This window comes from Phenylobacterium sp. LjRoot97 (assembly GCF_964254345.1).
Classification (GTDB): Bacteria; Pseudomonadota; Alphaproteobacteria; order Caulobacterales; family Caulobacteraceae; genus Phenylobacterium.
Window position 1 is genome coordinate 1,709,076 of sequence record NZ_CAXUTH020000001.1, and the last position, 16,462, is coordinate 1,725,537.

The 16,462-nt window shown below is 64.8% G+C and carries 19 protein-coding genes; 18 read left to right on the forward strand and 1 reads right to left on the reverse strand.

The annotated features are described in order from the left end of the window. Positions 1-63 precede the first annotated feature (63 nt). Together rpoC and ACSQ2H_RS08490 are read left to right on the forward strand one after the other, a co-directional pair. A complete protein-coding gene (rpoC, locus tag ACSQ2H_RS08485) occupies positions 64-4,257 on the forward strand; it encodes a DNA-directed RNA polymerase subunit beta' (RefSeq protein WP_436061000.1) in 4,194 nt (1,397 codons plus the stop codon). A 121-nt stretch (positions 4,258-4,378) separates the two neighbouring features. Continuing rightward, on the forward strand, positions 4,379-4,714 hold the full coding sequence (locus ACSQ2H_RS08490) for a zf-TFIIB domain-containing protein (RefSeq protein ID WP_436061001.1): 336 nt from the start codon (positions 4,379-4,381) through the stop codon (positions 4,712-4,714). A gap of 6 nt (positions 4,715-4,720) precedes the next feature. Here ACSQ2H_RS08490 and ACSQ2H_RS08495 read toward each other — a convergent pair whose 3' ends face one another. Then, positions 4,721-5,356: a hypothetical protein gene (locus tag ACSQ2H_RS08495; protein WP_436061002.1), complete on the reverse strand. Its 636-nt coding sequence runs from the start codon at positions 5,354-5,356 to the stop codon at positions 4,721-4,723. A 333-nt stretch (positions 5,357-5,689) separates the two neighbouring features. On the opposite strand from ACSQ2H_RS08495, the gene rpsL reads away from it, so the two are divergent. From rpsL to rpsQ, 16 genes are all read left to right on the forward strand, one after another. Then, on the forward strand, positions 5,690-6,061 hold the full coding sequence (gene rpsL, locus ACSQ2H_RS08500; protein WP_056018026.1) for a 30S ribosomal protein S12: 372 nt from the start codon (positions 5,690-5,692) through the stop codon (positions 6,059-6,061). Positions 6,062-6,073: 12 nt separating this feature from the next. Continuing rightward, the gene (gene rpsG / locus ACSQ2H_RS08505; protein WP_056018024.1) at positions 6,074-6,547 is read left to right on the forward strand and encodes a 30S ribosomal protein S7; all 474 of its coding nucleotides are present in this window, start codon (positions 6,074-6,076) and stop codon (positions 6,545-6,547) included. A gap of 102 nt (positions 6,548-6,649) precedes the next feature. Continuing rightward, the gene (gene fusA, locus ACSQ2H_RS08510) at positions 6,650-8,728 is read left to right on the forward strand and encodes an elongation factor G (protein WP_436061003.1); all 2,079 of its coding nucleotides are present in this window, start codon (positions 6,650-6,652) and stop codon (positions 8,726-8,728) included. Between the two features lie 48 nt (positions 8,729-8,776). Then, positions 8,777-9,967, forward strand: coding sequence for an elongation factor Tu (gene tuf, locus ACSQ2H_RS08515; RefSeq protein ID WP_436060983.1), 1,191 nt, complete (start codon positions 8,777-8,779; stop codon positions 9,965-9,967). 181 nt (positions 9,968-10,148) lie between these two features. Then, positions 10,149-10,976: a GIN domain-containing protein gene (locus ACSQ2H_RS08520; RefSeq protein WP_436061004.1), complete on the forward strand. Its 828-nt coding sequence runs from the start codon at positions 10,149-10,151 to the stop codon at positions 10,974-10,976. Positions 10,977-11,280: 304 nt separating this feature from the next. Further along, a complete protein-coding gene (gene rpsJ / locus ACSQ2H_RS08525) occupies positions 11,281-11,589 on the forward strand; it encodes a 30S ribosomal protein S10 (RefSeq protein ID WP_056018070.1) in 309 nt (102 codons plus the stop codon). Between the two features lie 14 nt (positions 11,590-11,603). Next, a complete protein-coding gene (gene rplC / locus ACSQ2H_RS08530) occupies positions 11,604-12,359 on the forward strand; it encodes a 50S ribosomal protein L3 (protein ID WP_436061005.1) in 756 nt (251 codons plus the stop codon). After that, positions 12,359-12,997 carry a 50S ribosomal protein L4 gene (gene rplD / locus ACSQ2H_RS08535; RefSeq protein WP_183777105.1) on the forward strand — a complete coding sequence of 213 codons (639 nt, stop codon included), beginning with the start codon at positions 12,359-12,361 and terminating at the stop codon, positions 12,995-12,997. The genes rplC and rplD overlap by 1 nt, the downstream gene beginning before the upstream one ends. Beyond that, positions 12,997-13,296: a 50S ribosomal protein L23 gene (locus tag ACSQ2H_RS08540; RefSeq protein ID WP_056018075.1), complete on the forward strand. Its 300-nt coding sequence runs from the start codon at positions 12,997-12,999 to the stop codon at positions 13,294-13,296. Before rplD ends, ACSQ2H_RS08540 begins: the two co-directional genes overlap by 1 nt. Positions 13,297-13,300: 4 nt before the next feature. Further along, entirely contained in the window at positions 13,301-14,137 is an 837-nt protein-coding gene (rplB, locus tag ACSQ2H_RS08545; protein WP_293407511.1) for a 50S ribosomal protein L2, read from the forward strand. Between the two features lie 3 nt (positions 14,138-14,140). Further along, positions 14,141-14,419: a 30S ribosomal protein S19 gene (gene rpsS, locus ACSQ2H_RS08550; protein ID WP_183777103.1), complete on the forward strand. Its 279-nt coding sequence runs from the start codon at positions 14,141-14,143 to the stop codon at positions 14,417-14,419. A gap of 2 nt (positions 14,420-14,421) precedes the next feature. Continuing rightward, positions 14,422-14,802 (forward strand): 50S ribosomal protein L22, encoded by a 381-nt coding sequence (rplV, locus tag ACSQ2H_RS08555; protein WP_056018081.1) that lies wholly within the window; start codon positions 14,422-14,424, stop codon positions 14,800-14,802. After that, positions 14,802-15,560: a 30S ribosomal protein S3 gene (gene rpsC / locus ACSQ2H_RS08560; protein ID WP_436061006.1), complete on the forward strand. Its 759-nt coding sequence runs from the start codon at positions 14,802-14,804 to the stop codon at positions 15,558-15,560. The genes rplV and rpsC overlap by 1 nt, the downstream gene beginning before the upstream one ends. Positions 15,561-15,569: 9 nt before the next feature. Further along, positions 15,570-15,998: a 50S ribosomal protein L16 gene (gene rplP, locus ACSQ2H_RS08565; protein WP_183777101.1), complete on the forward strand. Its 429-nt coding sequence runs from the start codon at positions 15,570-15,572 to the stop codon at positions 15,996-15,998. Next, complete coding sequence (gene rpmC / locus ACSQ2H_RS08570; protein WP_374655643.1) at positions 15,998-16,192, forward strand: 50S ribosomal protein L29; 195 nt, start codon at positions 15,998-16,000, stop codon at positions 16,190-16,192. The genes rplP and rpmC overlap by 1 nt, the downstream gene beginning before the upstream one ends. Positions 16,193-16,205: 13 nt before the next feature. Further along, positions 16,206-16,457 (forward strand): 30S ribosomal protein S17, encoded by a 252-nt coding sequence (gene rpsQ / locus ACSQ2H_RS08575; protein ID WP_436061007.1) that lies wholly within the window; start codon positions 16,206-16,208, stop codon positions 16,455-16,457. The last annotated feature ends 5 nt before the right edge of the window (positions 16,458-16,462 follow it).

The window sequence follows — 16,462 nt, forward strand, 5'->3', positions numbered from 1 at the left end:
CGAGGGGAGGGGCCGTCAGCTTCTCCCCATCGCCTCTGGAAATACTGACGAACTGGAAAATCGATGAACCAGGAAGTCCTGAATATCTTCAATCCGGTCCAGGCCGCTCCGACCTTCGACCGCATCCGTATCGCCCTGGCCTCGCCGGAAAAGATCCGCTCGTGGTCGTTCGGCGAGATCAAGAAGCCCGAGACCATCAACTACCGGACCTTCAAGCCGGAGCGTGATGGCCTGTTCTGCGCCCGTATCTTTGGCCCGACCAAGGACTACGAATGCCTGTGCGGCAAGTACAAGCGCATGAAGTACAAGGGCATCATCTGCGAGAAGTGCGGCGTCGAGGTCACTCTCGCGCGCGTTCGCCGCGAGCGGATGGGCCACATCGAGCTGGCCTCGCCGGTCGCCCACATCTGGTTCCTGAAGTCGCTGCCGAGCCGCATCTCGATGATGCTCGATATGGCGCTGAAGGACATCGAGCGCGTCCTGTACTTTGAGTACTACATCGTCACCGAGCCGGGCCTGACGCCTCTGAAGCAGCACCAGCTGCTGTCGGAAGACGACTACATGCGCGCCCAGGAAGAGTACGGCGACGACAGCTTCACCGCCGAAATCGGCGCCGAGGCGGTCCAGGGCCTGCTCAAGGCGATCGACCTTCCGAAGGAAGCCGACCGTCTGCGTGAGGAACTCCTCACCATCACCTCGGAAATGAAGCTCAAGAAGACGTCCAAGCGTCTGAAGCTCATCGAGAGCTTCATCGAGAGCGGCAACAAGGCCGAGTGGATGATCCTGTCGGTCGTGCCGGTGATCCCGCCGGAACTGCGCCCGCTGGTGCCGCTGGACGGCGGCCGCTTCGCGACCTCCGACCTGAATGACCTGTATCGCCGGGTCATCAACCGGAACAACCGCCTGAAGCGCCTCATCGAGCTGCGCGCCCCGGACATCATCATCCGCAACGAAAAGCGGATGCTGCAGGAAGCCGTGGACGCCCTGTTCGACAACGGCCGCCGCGGCCGCGTCATCACCGGCGCCAACAAGCGTCCGCTGAAGTCGCTCGCCGACATGCTGAAGGGCAAGCAAGGCCGCTTCCGCCAGAACCTGCTCGGCAAGCGCGTCGACTATTCGGGCCGTTCGGTCATCGTCGTCGGTCCGGAGCTGAAGCTGCACGAGTGCGGCCTGCCGAAGAAGATGGCGCTCGAGCTGTTCAAGCCGTTCATCTATGCGCGCCTGGACGCCAAGGGCCTGTCGGGCACCGTCAAGCAATCCAAGCGCATGGTCGAGCGTGAGCAGCCGGCTGTCTGGGACATCCTGGACGAGGTGATCCGCGAGCACCCGGTTCTGCTGAACCGCGCCCCGACGCTTCACCGTCTGGGCATCCAGGCGTTCGAGCCGAAGCTGATCGAGGGCAAGGCTATCCAGCTGCACCCGCTGGTCTGCGCCGCGTTCAACGCTGACTTCGACGGCGACCAGATGGCCGTGCACGTCCCGCTGAGCCTCGAGGCCCAGCTGGAGGCGCGCGTCCTGATGATGTCGACGAACAACATCCTGTCGCCCGCCAACGGCCGCCCGATCATCGTGCCGTCGCAGGACATCGTGCTTGGCCTCTACTACCTGTCGCTGGCCAAGGATAAGGAGCCGGGCGAGGGCAAGCTGTTCGCCGACCTGGGCGAAATCGACGCCGCGCTCGACGCTCGCGTCGTGACGCTGCACACCAAGATCAAAGCCCGCCACACCGAGATGAACGCGGAAGGCGAGCTGGTCCGCAAGGTGATCGATACGACGCCGGGCCGGATGAAGATCGCGGCGCTGTTCCCGCAGAACCCGGCCATTGGCCACCGTCTGCTGGAAAAGAACCTGACCAAGAAGGAGATCGGCAACCTGATCGACGCCGTCTACCGGCACTGCGGTCAGAAGGCGACGGTCATCTTCGCCGACCAGATCATGGCGCTGGGCTTCAAGGAAGCGGCCAAGGCCGGCATCTCCTTCGGCAAGGATGACATCATCATCCCCGAGCGGAAGAAGCCGATCGTCGAACAGACCCGCAAGCTGGTCGAGGAGTACGAGCAACAGTACGCCGACGGCCTGATCACCAAGGGCGAGAAGTACAACAAGGTCGTCGACGCGTGGGCCAAGGCCACCGACCGCGTCGCCGACGAGATGATGTTGGAGATCTCGACCTCGGAGAAGGACGAGACCGGCCGCGAAAAGGAGATCAACTCGATCTTCATGATGGCCAACTCCGGCGCCCGCGGTTCGCAAGCCCAGATGAAGCAGCTCGGCGGGATGCGCGGCCTGATGGCCAAGCCGTCCGGCGAGATCATCGAGACGCCCATCATCTCGAACTTCAAGGAAGGCCTGTCCGTCCAGGAGTACTTCAACTCCACCCACGGCGCCCGTAAAGGCCTGGCCGACACCGCGCTGAAGACCGCCAACTCCGGCTATCTGACGCGTCGTCTGGTCGACGTGGCGCAGGACTGCATCATCAACGAGGAAGACTGCGGCACGACCCGGGGCATCACCCTGCGGGCCGTGGTCGAGGGCGGCGACGTCCTGGTCTCGCTGGGCACCCGTGTCCTGGGCCGCTTCGCGGCCGAGGACGTCAAGGACCCGGGCACTGGCGAAGTCATCGTGCCGGCCGACACCTATCTCGACGAGAACATGTGCGACATCGTCGAGGCCGCTGGCGTCCAGTCGATCAAGGTTCGCTCGGTCCTGACCTGCGAAGCCAAGGTCGGCGTCTGCGGCGCCTGCTACGGCCGCGACCTGGCCCGCGGTACTCCGGTGAACATCGGTGAAGCGGTCGGCGTCATCGCCGCCCAATCCATCGGCGAGCCGGGCACCCAGCTGACCATGCGGACCTTCCACATCGGCGGTACGGCCCAGGTGGCCGAACAGTCGTTCTTCGAGACGGGCAACGAAGGCGTGGCGCGGATCGTGGGCGGCATGACCGTCCAGGCTCCGGACGGCGACTTCGTGGTGCTGAGCCGCAACCTGCAGATCATCGTGCAGGTCGATGGCAAGGACCGCGAGTCCTACAAGCCGCCGTACGGGACGCGCCTGAAGGTCAAGGACGGCGACAAGGTCAAGCGCGGCCAGCGCCTAGCCGAATGGGACCCCTACTCGAACCCGATCATCTCGGAAGTGGGCGGCCGCGTCCGCTTCGAGGACCTGGTCGAGAACGTCTCGGTCCGCGAGGAAGCCGACGAAGCGACCGGCATCTCGAACCGCGTGGTCATCGACTGGCGCGCTTCGACCAAGGGCGGCGATCTGCGTCCGGCCATGGCCGTGTTGGACGCCGATGGCGCCTACAAGCGCATCTCAAACGGCGGTGAAGCCCGGTACCTGCTGCCGGTCGGCGCCATTCTCTCGGTCGGCGACGGCGACGAGATCAAGCCGGGCGAAGTCCTGGCCCGCGTCTCGACGGAAAGCGCCAAGACCCGCGACATCACCGGCGGTCTGCCGCGCGTCGCCGAACTCTTCGAGGCTCGTCGTCCGAAGGACTGCGCGGTCATCGCCGAGATGGACGGCCGCGTCGAATTCGGTCGGGACTACAAGAACAAGCGCCGGATCAAGATCACCCCCGAGGATGGTGGCGAACCGGTCGAGTTCCTGATCCCGAAGGGCAAGCACATTGCGGTCCACGACGGCGACGTCATCCGCAAGGGCGAGTACCTGATCGACGGCAACCCGGATCCGCACGACATCCTGCGCATCCTGGGCATCGAGGCCCTGGCCGAGTTCCTCGTGGACGAGATCCAGGACGTCTATCGACTGCAAGGCGTGCCGATCAACGACAAGCACATCGAGACGATCGTTCGTCAGATGCTGCAGAAGGGTGAAATCCTCGAGCCGGGCGACACCGGCCTGCTCAAGGGCGATCACCTGGATATGACGGAGATCAACGAGGAGAACGCCAAGGCGGAAGCTCGCGGCGGTCGCCTTGCGATCACCCAGCCGGTCCTGCTCGGCATCACCAAGGCGTCGCTGCAGACCCGCAGCTTCATCTCGGCGGCGTCGTTCCAGGAAACCACCCGCGTCCTCACCGAAGCGTCCGTCCAGGGCAAGAACGACACCCTGGAAGGCCTGAAGGAGAACGTGATCGTGGGCCGTCTGATCCCGGCCGGCACCGGTTCCTACCTGCGCAACCTGCAGCGCATCGCCACCAAGCGCGACGAGGCCCTGGCGGCCAGCCGCGAAGAGGCGATGGAGCCGCTGCCGGAGGTCATCGCGGTCGACGCGGAGGCCGAGAAGGTCGAGAACTAAGCGGCTCTTCCAGTCTGTGAGCCAGAGAACGGCCCGGGAGCGATCCCGGGCCGTTTTTCGTGGCCGCAAGGTCGCGGTGAGGTGGGCGGCTTCCTAAGTGTGATCCTCAAGGAGGACACCGATGCCGCTGCTGCTATGCCCCAACTGCAATGTCTCGATGCAGAACGTCGCCCGCTCGGGCGTCGAACTGGACATGTGCCCAAGCTGTCGGGGCGTCTGGCTCGACCGGGGCGAACTGGAAAAGATCCTCGGCGCCGGTCGCGAGACCCAGCAGGGCGATGTGCAGGCGCGCGAGCGCTTCGACCGCGAGATCGACAGTTTCCACCGCGATCCGGACGCCTGGAAGCGGGCGCATCCCTACGACAGCGACCGGAAGCGCTATCGCTATGACGAGGACGACTACTACCGCCACAAGAAGAAAAAGAAGGGCTTCGACATCTTCGACATCTTCGACTGACGATCACTACTGTCGGGGCGTCCAGACTTCAGGGAAGGGGTTGGGCGCCTCCGAGGGACGCGGATCGTGGGTGATCCCCGGCGGCACGTTGCCGCGCTTGTAGCGCTGATAGGCCTCCTTCTTCGCCGCCGCCTCATCGAAGGCCTGACGTTTGCGCGGGTCCATCGGCGGCTGGAAGAAGGGGGCGTCCTTCGCGCCAGCCCCCAACTGCTCCTGGCATGCCTCTCGTTCCTCGCGGGACAGCAGGGACGGGTTGGCGCAGCCGGCCGCCCCGCGCCGCAGCGCCTGGCGCAGGTCGGCAGGCGGGGCAGGGGCGCCTGGTTCGGCAGGCTCGAGCGTCCAGGGCCCGCTCGCCGGCGGCGCGCGTGGCGTCACCAAGGGCGCGACGGGAGACGTCTCGCCGGGGCGAAGCGTCCGGCGCGGGCGGATCGGTCGCTCGACGAGCGGCGGCAGACGATCGGCCTCCGGCGCCCGGGGGACCGGAAGCACATAATAGGGCACGACCTGCACCTCCATGACCGGCGGCGCAGGGGCGAGGCTTAGCTTGGGTTCGCGCAGACCGAGGACGGCCAGGACCGCGGCGTGCACGAGCAGCGAGGCGCCCAGCAACGCGTACAGCCTCGATCGGCGCGCAGCGGCCATCGGCTCTCCTCGGTTGCAACCGTCACCATTCGCCTCGCTCGCCGCGGCGAATTCGTGACGGAACGCCTGTGGAAGAGCGCGAAAAGCCCTTTCGTTCACAAGCGTTGACGACTGCGGGCTTCACGAGTATGAACCGCGCTCCTTTCGAGGCCGGGGATTCCCCCAGCCCCGATGAACGGTCGGCCGGAAACGGTCGGCCAGGCCCGCCGGAACGCAGGAGATCGCGCGCCGGCGAGTTTTTGCGTTCACCGGGCGGCTTCGAAACCAGAAACGACTAGAACCCCTATCGAGGCGCTACGGCCAAACGGCACACGCCTCCAGAGCAGAGATTAGATGCCTACAGTCAACCAGCTCATCCGCAAGCCTCGGCAGGACAAGCCGTCGCGTAACAAGGTGCCGGCCCTGAAGGGCTGCCCCCAACGCCGCGGCGTTTGCACCCGCGTCTATACGACGACCCCGAAGAAGCCGAACTCCGCGCTTCGTAAGGTCGCCAAGGTGCGTCTGACCACCGGCATTGAAGCGGTGTGCTACATCCCGGGCGAAGGCCATAACCTGCAGGAGCACTCCGTCGTGCTCATCCGCGGCGGCCGGGTGAAGGACCTTCCGGGCGTCCGCTATCACATCCTGCGCGGCGTGCTCGACACCCAAGGGGTCAAGGACCGCAAGCAGCGTCGTTCGCTCTACGGCGCCAAGCGTCCGAAGTAAGGAATAAGAAGAATGTCCCGTCGTCGTCGCGCCGATAAACGTGAAGTCCTTCCGGATCCCAAGTTCGGAGACCTCACCGTCACGAAGTTCATGAACTACGTGATGTACGAAGGCAAAAAAGCTGTCGCTGAGAACATCCTCTACGGCGCTTTCGATATCCTGGAAGCCAAGCGCAAGGACCAGACCCCGCTGGAAACGTTCCACGCGGCCCTGGAAAATGTCGCCCCTGGCATCGAAGTCCGTTCCCGCCGGGTCGGCGGCGCCACCTACCAGGTGCCGGTCGAAGTCCGTCCGGACCGTCGTAAGGCGCTGGCGATCCGCTGGCTGGTGACGGCCGCCCGCAAGCGCGGCGAGAACACCATGACCGAGAAGCTGGCCGGCGAACTGCTGGACGCCTCCTCGAACCGTGGCACCGCCGTCAAGAAGCGTGAAGACACGCACAAGATGGCCGAAGCCAACCGCGCCTTCTCGCACTACCGCTGGTAAGACCCGGCATCCATCGCTTTCCGGCGCGGGCGGTTTGAGTTAAACCGCCCGCGCCGTTCGTTCAGCTACTCCCGAACGCCCCACTTCAGCAGAGCTTCCGCTATGCCCCGCACGCACAAAATCGAAGACTACCGCAACTTCGGCATCATGGCGCACATCGACGCCGGAAAGACGACGACGACGGAGCGGATCCTCTACTACACCGGCAAGTCCCATAAGATCGGCGAAGTCCACGACGGCGCCGCGACCATGGACTGGATGGAGCAGGAGCAGGAGCGTGGCATCACGATCACCTCCGCTGCGACCACGGCGTTCTGGAACGACAAGCGCCTGAACATCATCGACACCCCCGGCCACGTCGACTTCACCATCGAAGTCGAACGCTCGCTGCGCGTGCTCGACGGCGCCGTCACGGTGCTGGACGGCAACGCCGGCGTCGAGCCGCAGACCGAGACCGTCTGGCGTCAGGCCGACAAGTACAACGTTCCGCGGATCGTGTTCGTCAACAAGATGGACAAGCTCGGCGCCGACTTCGACAAGTCGGTCGAGTCGATCCGTGACCGCCTCGGCGCGAAGGCCGTTCCGATCCAGTTCCCCATCGGCGCTGAATCGGCGCTGAAGGGCCTGGTCGACCTGGTCCGCATGAAGGCCGTGGTCTGGGACAACGACGGCCTGGGCGCGTCCTTCCGTGACGAAGAGATCCCGGCCGACCTGCTGGACAAGGCCGTCGAGGCTCGCCAGTACCTGATCGAGAACGCCGTCGAACTCGACGACGATGCGATGGAAGCTTACCTGGGCGGCGAAGAGCCCTCGGAAGAGACCATCAAGAAGTGCATCCGTAAGGCGGTTCTGACGGGCGCGTTCTACCCGATCCTCTGCGGCTCGGCGTTCAAGAACAAGGGCGTCCAGCCGCTGCTCGACGCGGTCGTCGACTACCTGCCGTCGCCGCTCGACATCCCGCCGACCCCGGGCATCGACTTCCGCACCGAAGAGCCGGTCGTGCGCCGCGCCTCGGACGACGAGCCGCTGTCGGTTCTGGCGTTCAAGATCATGGACGACCCCTTCGTCGGTTCGCTGACCTTCTGCCGCATCTACTCGGGCAAGCTCGAGACCGGCATGAGCCTGATGAACTCGACCCGCGACAAGAAGGAACGCGTCGGCCGCATGCTGCTGATGCACTCCAACAACCGCGAGGACATCAAGGAAGCCTACGCCGGCGACATCGTCGCGCTGGCCGGCCTGAAGGAAACCCGCACCGGGGACACCCTGTGCGACCCGAACAAGTCGCCGGTGATCCTGGAGCGCATGGAGTTCCCGGCCCCGGTTATCGAGATCGCCGTTGAGCCCAAGTCGAAGGCCGACCAGGAAAAGCTGGGCGTCGCCCTGGCGAAGCTGGCGTCGGAAGATCCGTCCTTCACCGTCTCGACCGACCACGAGTCGGGCCAGACGATCCTGAAGGGCATGGGCGAGCTGCACCTGGACATCAAGATCGACATCCTGAAGCGGACCTACAAGGTCGAAGCCAACATCGGCGCGCCGCAGGTGGCCTATCGTGAAAGCCTGGGTCGTAAGGTCGACATCGACTACACCCACAAGAAGCAGACCGGCGGTACGGGCCAGTTCGCCCGCGTGATGCTCACCTTCGAACCCGGCGAGCCGGGCTCGGGCTTCGTGTTCGAGAGCGCGATCGTCGGCGGCGCGGTGCCGAAGGAATACATCCCCGGCGTCGAAAAGGGGCTGGAGTCGGTCAAGGACAACGGTCTGCTGGCCGGCTTCCCGCTGATCGACTTCAAGGCGACCCTGACCGACGGCAAGTACCACGACGTCGACTCCAGCGTGCTGGCCTTCGAAATCGCCGCCCGCGCGGCGTTCAAGGAGCTGCGCGAAAAGGGCGCTCCGAAGCTGCTCGAACCGATCATGGCCGTCGAGGTCGTGACCCCGGAAGAGTACCTCGGTTCGGTCATCGGCGACCTGAACGGCCGCCGCGGCATGATCCAGGGCCAGGACACTCGCGGCAACGCGATCGTCGTGAATGCGTTCGTCCCGCTGGCGAACATGTTCGGCTACGTGAACACCCTTCGCGGGATGTCGCAGGGCCGCGCTCAGTTCACCATGCAGTACGACCACTACGACCCGGTGCCGCAACACGTCGCCGACGAAGTGATCAAGAAGTACGCCTAACCCCAACCCTAGTTTAGAGGACAAGCCCAAACAGGGCTGGAGCTTGAAATGGCTAAAGAAAAGTTCGAACGCAATAAGCCGCACTGCAACATCGGCACCATTGGTCACGTTGACCATGGCAAGACGACGCTGACGGCTGCGATCACCCTGACGCTGGCGAAGACCGGCGGCGCGAAGGCGATGAACTACGCCGACATCGACGCTGCGCCGGAAGAGAAGGCTCGCGGCATCACCATCAACACCGCGCACGTGGAATATGAGACGGCGAACCGTCACTACGCGCACGTCGATTGCCCCGGCCACGCCGACTACGTGAAGAACATGATCACGGGCGCGGCGCAGATGGACGGCGCGATCCTGGTGGTGTCGGCCGCTGACGGCCCGATGCCGCAGACCCGCGAGCACATCCTGCTGGCCCGCCAGGTCGGCGTGCCGGCTCTGGTGGTGTTCATGAACAAGGTCGACATGGTCGACGACGCCGAGCTGCTGGACCTGGTCGAGATGGAAGTTCGCGAACTTCTGTCGTCCTACCAGTTCCCGGGCGACGACATTCCGATCGTCAAGGGCTCGGCCCTGGCGGCGGTGGAAGACCGCAACCCGGAAATCGGCGCGGACCGCATCCTCGAGCTGATGACCCAGGTCGACGCCTACATCCCGCAGCCGGAACGTCCGGTTGACCTGCCGTTCCTGATGCCGGTGGAAGACGTGTTCTCGATCTCGGGCCGCGGCACCGTGGTCACCGGCCGGATCGAAAAGGGCATCGTGAAGGTCGGCGAGGAAGTCGAGATCGTCGGCATCCGTCCGGTCCAGAAGACGACCTGCACCGGCGTCGAAATGTTCCGCAAGCTGCTGGACCAAGGTCAAGCCGGCGACAACGTGGGCGTGCTGCTGCGCGGCACCAAGCGTGAAGACGTCGAGCGCGGCCAGGTTCTCTGCAAGCCGGGTTCGATCACCCCGCACACGAAGTTCGTGGCCGAGGCGTACATCCTGACCAAGGAAGAAGGCGGCCGTCACACCCCGTTCTTCACCAACTACCGCCCGCAGTTCTACTTCCGCACCACGGACGTGACCGGGATCATCAAGCTGCGCGAAGGCGTTGAGATGATCATGCCGGGCGACAACGCCGAGCTGGACGTCGAGCTGATCACCCCGATCGCCATGGACCAAGGCCTGCGCTTCGCCATTCGCGAAGGCGGCCGGACCGTCGGCGCCGGCGTCGTGGCCAAGATCGTCGAGTAAGCGATCTAACGCCACAGTCGACAGACTGAAGATCAGGCCGCCGAGGGCAACCTCGGCGGCCTTTTCGTTTTCCGAGCGCAACTACTGCGTGACGGCTAAGTCATGACCCGGAATTAAGCTGACCGGTGCGGCGCCCAGGCCTACCGTCCCAGTCAGGTTATTCAGCAAGGCGGAGAAAGACATGCGTCTTCCGGTGATCATGATCGGGCTCGGGGCCGCGATGGCGGCGGGGGCGGCGCACGCGCAGTCGGTCGAGATCAAGGACGCCGTCGTCCGCGTCACGGTCATTCCGGAGGCGCGCAGCGACATCAAGGTCGAGTTCCTGTCGACACACCCGAAGCTGCCCGTCCAGGTCCGCCAGGCCGGCGGCAAGGTGGTGGTGGATGGTGGCCTGAACCGCAAGATCCGCAGCTGTGAAGGCGATGGCGCCCGCGCCTCGGTCAACGTCGCCGGCATCGGGTCGATCGCCTATGCGAATATGCCGCAGGTGGTGATCCGAACCCCGCGGGACGTGAATCTCGACAGCGGCGGCGCGGTGTTCGGCACGATCGGCAAGTCCGCCAGCCTGGCGCTCTCGAACGCCGGCTGCGGCGACTGGACGGTCGCCAACGTCGCCGGCCAGCTCAAGCTGAACGAGGCGGGGTCGGGCGACACCTATGTCGGCAGCGTCGGCAGCGCCAGCTTGCGCGTCGCGGGCTCTGGGGACATCAAGACCCAAGCGGTCAAAGGGCCGATGGACGTCAACATGGCCGGATCCGGCGACGTCTGGGTCGGTTCCCTAGACGGTCCGCTGGACGTGAAGATCGCCGGCTCCGGCGACGTCAAGGTCGCGGGCGGCCAGGTGGGGGCGATGACCGTTTCGGTGGCCGGGTCCGGCGGCGTGGTCGTCGACGGCGCGGCGGAGTCGCTCAAGGCCCGGATCGCCGGGTCGGGCGACGTCAAGGTCAAGGCCGTGAAGGGCGCCGTGTCGAAGGCGGTCCTCGGCTCGGGCGACGTCGTGATCGGCTAGGGCAGGGGGCCGCCGCTCGGGCGACCCTTGACGTCGGCGAGTCACCCACGTATAGACGCGCCTCCTGTTGGACCGGCTGTGTGCTTCGAAGTGATTTGAAGCACAGACGCGGTTCGCAGAACGGCCCGAAAACCGGTGGAAATCGGCACCTTCGGGCGGGGCCCTCGCGAGCTGTTCGCGCGGGCTCACGTCGTTTTTGCGGACTTACGCGTACGAGCGTCTCCTATGAGGCGTTCGGGTTGGTCTTTGAAATGGTCAATGTCACGCGGACGTTCGTCGTCTGTAGGGGAAACTAAAGAGCGATATGGATCGTCAGAACATCCGCATCCGGCTCAAAGCCTTCGATCACCGCGTGCTGGACCATTCCACACGCGAGATCGTCAATACGGCTAAGCGCACCGGCGCGACCGTCCGGGGGCCCATCCCCCTGCCGACGCAAATCGAAAAATTCACCGTCAACCGCTCGCCGCACGTCGATAAGAAGTCGCGCGAGCAGTTCGAAATCCGCACGCACAAGCGCGTGCTCGATATCGTCGACCCCACCCCGCAGACCGTGGACGCGCTCATGAAGCTCGACCTGTCCGCCGGCGTGGACGTCGAGATCAAGCTTTAAGAGGGGATCGGTCGATGCGTACCGGCGTGATCGCCAAGAAACTGGGTATGGCTCGCTTCTTCGATGAAGGCGGCGTCCATGTTCCGGTGACCGTGCTCAGCCTTGAGGGCTGCCAGGTCACGGGTCAGCGCACCCAGGACAAAGACGGCTATGTGGCTCTCCAGCTCGGTGCTGGCGCCAAGAAGGCCAAGAACACTTCGAAGGCCCTGCGCGGCCACTTCGCCAAGGCTCAGGTCGAGCCGAAGCGCGAAGTCGCGGAATTCCGCGTCACCGAAGAGAACCTGATCGAAGTTGGCGCGGAGTTCACCGCCGACCACTTCGTCGCCGGCCAAAAGGTCGACGTCACCGCCCTCACGGTCGGTAAGGGTTTCGCCGGCGCCATGAAGCGCTGGAACTTCGGCGGCATGCGCGCGACCCACGGCGTCTCGGTTTCGCACCGGGCCCATGGTTCGACCGGTAACCGCCAGGATCCGGGCAAGACCTTCAAGAACAAAAAGATGGCCGGCCATCTCGGCCAAGAGACCGTCACCACCCTCAATGTCACCGTCTGGAAGGTCGACGCCGAGCGCGGCCTGATCCTCGTGAAGGGCTCCGTGCCCGGCACCGAGGGCACCTTCGTGAAGATCCGCGACGCGGTGAAGTCGGCTCGTCCGGCTGAAGCCCCGATCCCGGGCGGCTTCCGTAAGGCTGGCCAGGCGGCTGCGGCTCCGGCTGCTGAGGCTCCTGCGGTGGAAGAGGCTCCGGCCGAAGCTGGGGGCGAAGAACAGTAATGAAACTCGACGTCATCAAACTCGACGGCGGGAAGGGCGGTTCGGTTGAACTGTCCGACGCCGTCTTCGGCATCGAAGAGATCCGCGGGGACATCCTGCAGCGCATGGTCACTTGGCAGCTCGCCAAGCGCCGCGCCGGCACCCACAAGATCCAGGTCCGCAACGAGGTCTCTCGTACGGGCAAGAAGATGTACAAGCAGAAGGGCACCGGCGGCGCCCGTCACGGTTCGCGCCGTGCGGCTCAGTTCGTCGGCGGCGCCAAGGCCCACGGGCCGGTCGTGCGCAGCCACGCCTTCGACCTGACCAAGAAGTTCCGCGCCCTGGCCCTGCGCCATGCGCTGTCCTCGAAGGTCAAGTCGGGCGCTCTGGTTGTCGTCGACAGCGTGGCCCTGACCGAGGTCAAGACCTCGGCCCTGCGCGCCAACTTCGACAAGATCGGCCTGAAGAACGCGCTGGTCATCGCCGGCGCCGAGGTCGACGCGAACTTCGCGATGGCCGCTCGCAACATCCCGAACGTGGATGTCCTGCCGAACGCCGGCCTGAACGTCTACGACGTGCTGCGTCGCAAGACCCTGGTCCTGACCAAGGACGCGGTCGAAGCGATCAACGCGCGCTTTGCTGAGAAGGAAGCTGCGTAATGGCCGACCCCGTCGCCCGCCACTACGACGCCATCCTGTCGCCGGTGATCACGGAAAAGGCCACTCTGCTCTCGGAGCAGAACAAGGTCGTCTTCCGCGTCGCCAACGATGCGACGAAGGATGAAATCGCCGCCGCTGTCGAAGCGCTGTTCAAGGTCAACGTCACCAAGGTCAACACCTTGGTGGTGAAGGGCAAGACCAAGCGTTTCCGCGGCCGTCCGGGCCGTCGCTCGGACGTCAAGAAAGCTGTCGTGACCCTGGCCGAAGGCCAGTCGATCGACATCACCACGGGGCTCTAGTTCAATGGCTCTGAAGCATTTCAATCCGACCTCGCCGGGCCGTCGCGGCCTCGTGCTGGTCGACCGGTCCGAGCTCCACAAGGGCCGTCCGGAAAAGTCGCTCGTCGAAGGCCTGACCAAGTCGGGCGGCCGCGGCGGCAACGGCCGTATCGCTGTCCGCTTCCGCGGCGGCGGCGCCAAGCGCCTGTACCGCAAGGTCGACTTCAAGCGTCGCAAGTTCGACGTGCCGGCCACGGTTCAGCGTCTCGAGTACGACCCGAACCGCACCGCGTTCATCGCCCTCATCAAGTATGAGGACGGCGAACTGGCCTACATCCTGGCCCCGCAACGTCTGAAGGCCGGCGATGTCGTCATCGCCGCCGAAAAGGCCGACGTGAAGCCGGGTAACGCCATGCCGCTCCGTGGCATGCCGATCGGCACGATCATCCACAACATCGAGCTGAAGCCCCTCAAGGGCGGCCAAATGGCTCGCTCGGCTGGCGCCTACGCTCAGCTGGTCGGCCGTGACGCTGGCTACGCTCAGATCCGTCTCGGCTCGGGCGAACTGCGGATGGTTCAAGACACCTGCATGGCTACGGTCGGCGCGGTGTCCAATCAGGACCATATGAACCAGGTCCTGGGCAAGGCCGGCCGCACCCGCCACATGGGCTTCCGCCCGCACGTCCGCGGCGTTGTCATGAACCCGGTCGACCACCCGCACGGCGGCGGTGAAGGCCGCACCTCGGGCGGCCGCCACCCGGTCACCCCGTGGGGCAAGCCGACCAAGGGCTCGAAGACCCGCACCAACAAGGCGACGGATAAGTACATCATCCGTTCGCGTCACGCTCGGAAGGCTCGCTAAGCCATGACCCGTTCTGTTTGGAAAGGTCCGTTCGTCGACGGATACCTCCTCAAGAAGGCCGACAACGCTCTGTCGTCCGGCCGTAAGGACGTCATCAAGACCTGGTCGCGCCGCTCGACCATCATGCCGCAGTTCGTCGGCCTGACGTTCGGCGTGCACAACGGTCAAAAGCACGTCCCCGTGCTGATCAGCGAAGACATGGTCGGCATGAAGCTCGGTGAGTTCGCTCCGACCCGGTACTTCCCGGGCCACGCGGCCGACAAGAAGGCCAAGAGGAAGTAACCATGGCAAAGCAAGCTAAAGCGCGCCGGCTGACCGGCGTTGAGGCGATGGCCAAGGTGACCACCCTGCGCACCAGCCCGCGTAAACTGAACCTCGTGGCCCAGTCGATCCGCGGCCTGAAGGTGCAGCGCGCCCTCAACGAGCTGGAGTTCAGCCACAAGCGCATCGCCCGCGATGTGCGTAAGGCGCTCTACTCGGCCATCTCGAACGCCGAGAACAACCACAACCTCGACATCGACAACCTGGTCGTGGCCGAGGCCTTTGTGGGCAAGAACCTGGTGATGAAGCGCTTCGCCGCCCGCGCTCGCGGTCGTGCTTCGCGCATCGAAAAGCCGTTCAGCGAGATCACCATCGTGGTCCGCGAATTGGGTGAGGCCGCCTGATGGGTCAGAAAGTCAATCCGGTCGGGCTTCGCCTCGGCATCAACCGCACGTGGGACTCGCGCTGGTTCGCCAAGAAGGCGGACTACGGCAAGCTCCTGCATGAGGACATCAAGATCCGCAAGCAGCTGAAGAAGCGCCTGTATCAAGCTGGCGTTTCGCGGATCATCATCGAGCGTCCGCACAAGAAGTGCCGCATCACCATCTATGCCGCGCGCCCCGGCGTGATCATCGGCAAGAAGGGCGCGGACATCGACAAGCTGCGCAAGGACGTTGCGGCGATCACGGAAGGCGAAGTTCACCTGAACATCGTCGAAATCCGTAAGCCGGAAACCGACGCCCAGCTGGTGGCCGAGAACATCGCCCAGCAGCTCGAGCGCCGCGTTGCGTTCCGTCGCGCCATGAAGCGTTCGCTGCAAAGCGCGATGCGTCTGGGCGCCAAGGGCATGCGGATCGAAGTGGCCGGCCGTCTTGGCGGCGCCGAAATCGCCCGCAGCGAGTCGTATCACGAGGGCCGCGTTCCGCGTCACACCCTCCGTGCGGACATCGACTACGGCGTGACCGAGGCCTCGACCACCTACGGCATCATCGGTGTGAAGGTGTGGGTCTTCAAGGGCGAGGTCCTCGACCACGACCCGATGGCTCTCGACAAGCGCCTGGCCACGGAATCCGGCCCGGCCGGCGAGGGCGGTGGACGTGAACGTGGGGACCGCGGCGATCGCGGCCCGCGCCGCGACCGGCGCGACCAAGCTGGAGCCTAAGGTAGAGCCATGCTGTCTCCGAAGAAAACCAAGTACCGCAAGCAGTTCAAGGGCAAGATCCACGGCGTTGCGAAGGGCGGCTTCTCGCTGAACTTCGGCTCCTATGGTCTGAAGTCCGTCGAACCGGAACGCATCACCGCTCGCCAGATCGAAGCGGCTCGTCGGGCGATCACTCGTCAGATGAAGCGCCAAGGTCGCGTGTGGATCCGGATCTTCCCGGACGTTCCGGTCACCGACAAGCCGGCCGAAGTGCGGATGGGTAAGGGCAAGGGCGCGGTCGAGTACTGGGCTGCGCGCGTTCACCCGGGCCGTATCATGTTTGAAATCGACGGCGTGCCGGACGATGTCGCTCGTGAAGCCCTGCGCCTCGGCGCGGCCAAGCTTCCCGTGAAGACCCGCATCGTCACCCGCATCGACGCCGCCGTGGAGCACGCGTGATGAAGATCGACGATATCCGGGGCATGACGCCCGACCAACTCGGTGAGGCTCTGCTGAACCTGAAGAAAGAGCAGTTCAACCTGCGCTTCCAGGCGGCGACCGGCCAGGTCGAGAAGACCCACCGCGTGAACGAGGTCCGCAAGGACATCGCGCGGATCAAGACCGTCCTGCGCTCCAAGCAGACCGCGGCCTAAGGACACAACGAACATGCCAAAGCGAATTCTCGAAGGCGTCGTCGTCTCGGACAAGGGCGATAAGACGATCGTGGTGAAGGTCGAACGTACCTTCCTGCATCCGGTGCTGCGCAAGACCGTTCGTCGGTCCAAGAAGTACCACGCCCACGACGAGGCGAACGTCTACAAGGCCGGCGACATCGCGCGCATCATCGAATGCGCCCCGAAGTCGAAAACCAAGACCTGGGAAGCGCTGCCGAAGGGCGCTGACCAGCAAGCCTCCTAAAGAAA

What these genes read in the sequence shown, in the direction of transcription:
- rpmC (WP_374655643.1), top strand. Translation starts at nt 15,998, where the DNA reads ATGAAGATCGACGATATCCGGGGCATGACGCCCGACCAACTCGGTGAG.
- rpsS (WP_183777103.1), top strand. Translation starts at nt 14,141, where the DNA reads ATGACCCGTTCTGTTTGGAAAGGTCCGTTCGTCGACGGATACCTCCTC.
- rpsQ (WP_436061007.1), top strand. Translation starts at nt 16,206, where the DNA reads ATGCCAAAGCGAATTCTCGAAGGCGTCGTCGTCTCGGACAAGGGCGAT.
- rplV (WP_056018081.1), top strand. Translation starts at nt 14,422, where the DNA reads ATGGCAAAGCAAGCTAAAGCGCGCCGGCTGACCGGCGTTGAGGCGATG.
- ACSQ2H_RS08490 (WP_436061001.1), top strand. Translation starts at nt 4,379, where the DNA reads ATGCCGCTGCTGCTATGCCCCAACTGCAATGTCTCGATGCAGAACGTC.
- ACSQ2H_RS08540 (WP_056018075.1), top strand. Translation starts at nt 12,997, where the DNA reads ATGGCCGACCCCGTCGCCCGCCACTACGACGCCATCCTGTCGCCGGTG.
- rpsC (WP_436061006.1), top strand. Translation starts at nt 14,802, where the DNA reads ATGGGTCAGAAAGTCAATCCGGTCGGGCTTCGCCTCGGCATCAACCGC.
- rplD (WP_183777105.1), top strand. Translation starts at nt 12,359, where the DNA reads ATGAAACTCGACGTCATCAAACTCGACGGCGGGAAGGGCGGTTCGGTT.
- rpsG (WP_056018024.1), top strand. Translation starts at nt 6,074, where the DNA reads ATGTCCCGTCGTCGTCGCGCCGATAAACGTGAAGTCCTTCCGGATCCC.
- rpsJ (WP_056018070.1), top strand. Translation starts at nt 11,281, where the DNA reads ATGGATCGTCAGAACATCCGCATCCGGCTCAAAGCCTTCGATCACCGC.
- rpoC (WP_436061000.1), top strand. Translation starts at nt 64, where the DNA reads ATGAACCAGGAAGTCCTGAATATCTTCAATCCGGTCCAGGCCGCTCCG.
- fusA (WP_436061003.1), top strand. Translation starts at nt 6,650, where the DNA reads ATGCCCCGCACGCACAAAATCGAAGACTACCGCAACTTCGGCATCATG.
- rplC (WP_436061005.1), top strand. Translation starts at nt 11,604, where the DNA reads ATGCGTACCGGCGTGATCGCCAAGAAACTGGGTATGGCTCGCTTCTTC.
- rpsL (WP_056018026.1), top strand. Translation starts at nt 5,690, where the DNA reads ATGCCTACAGTCAACCAGCTCATCCGCAAGCCTCGGCAGGACAAGCCG.
- ACSQ2H_RS08495 (WP_436061002.1), bottom strand. Translation starts at nt 5,356, where the DNA reads ATGGCCGCTGCGCGCCGATCGAGGCTGTACGCGTTGCTGGGCGCCTCG.
- tuf (WP_436060983.1), top strand. Translation starts at nt 8,777, where the DNA reads ATGGCTAAAGAAAAGTTCGAACGCAATAAGCCGCACTGCAACATCGGC.
- ACSQ2H_RS08520 (WP_436061004.1), top strand. Translation starts at nt 10,149, where the DNA reads ATGCGTCTTCCGGTGATCATGATCGGGCTCGGGGCCGCGATGGCGGCG.
- rplB (WP_293407511.1), top strand. Translation starts at nt 13,301, where the DNA reads ATGGCTCTGAAGCATTTCAATCCGACCTCGCCGGGCCGTCGCGGCCTC.
- rplP (WP_183777101.1), top strand. Translation starts at nt 15,570, where the DNA reads ATGCTGTCTCCGAAGAAAACCAAGTACCGCAAGCAGTTCAAGGGCAAG.